The sequence below is a fragment of the Streptomyces sp. DH12 genome (assembly GCF_020873895.1).
Taxonomy (GTDB): domain Bacteria; phylum Actinomycetota; class Actinomycetes; order Streptomycetales; family Streptomycetaceae; genus Streptomyces.
On record NZ_JAHWGT010000408.1, the window covers coordinates 1 to 634 of the forward strand.

At 75.7% G+C, this 634-nt stretch carries 1 protein-coding gene; it reads left to right on the forward strand.

Going from position 1 to position 634, the window contains the following annotated elements; translation table 11 throughout:
- Nucleotides 1-634 (forward strand): beta-ketoacyl synthase N-terminal-like domain-containing protein (locus LPA54_RS34855; RefSeq protein ID WP_267487960.1); only part of this gene is annotated, 634 nt, incomplete at both ends.

The following is a 634-nucleotide window of genomic DNA, read 5'->3' on the forward strand; positions in this document are numbered from 1 at the left end:
GGCTCCAAGTTCGTCGGCCCCTACCAGTCGATCGCCTGGTTCTACGCGGCGAGCACCGGGCAGATCTCCATCCGCGGCGGCCTGAAGGGGCCGTGCGGGGTGGTGGCGAGCGACGAGGCGGGCGGCCTGGACTCCCTCGCGCACGCGGCCCGGGCGGTGCGGCGCGGCGCCGACGTGATGGTGGTGGGAGCGGCGGAGGCGCCACTGGCCCCGTACTCGATGGTCTGCCAGCTCGGCTACCCCGAGCTCAGCACCCTCGACGACCCCGACCGCGCCTACCGCCCGTTCACCGAGAAGGCGTGCGGTTTTGTACCTGCGGAGGGCGGTGCCCTGCTCGTCGTCGAGGACGAGGAGCGGGCCCGTGACCGCGGGGTGCCCGTACGGGGTGTCGTGGCCGGTCACGCGGCCACGTTCACCGGGGCCTCCCGCTGGGCGGAGTCCCGCGAGGGCCTCGCCCACGCGATCACCGGCGCCCTCGACGAGGCGGGCGTCGCCCCGGAGGAGATCGACGTCGTGTTCGCCGACGCCCTGGGCGTGCCCGAGGCGGACCGCGCGGAGGCGCTGGCGATCGCCGACGCCCTCGGCGCGCACGGCACGCGGGTGCCCGTGACGGCGCCCAAGACCGGTTTCGGCC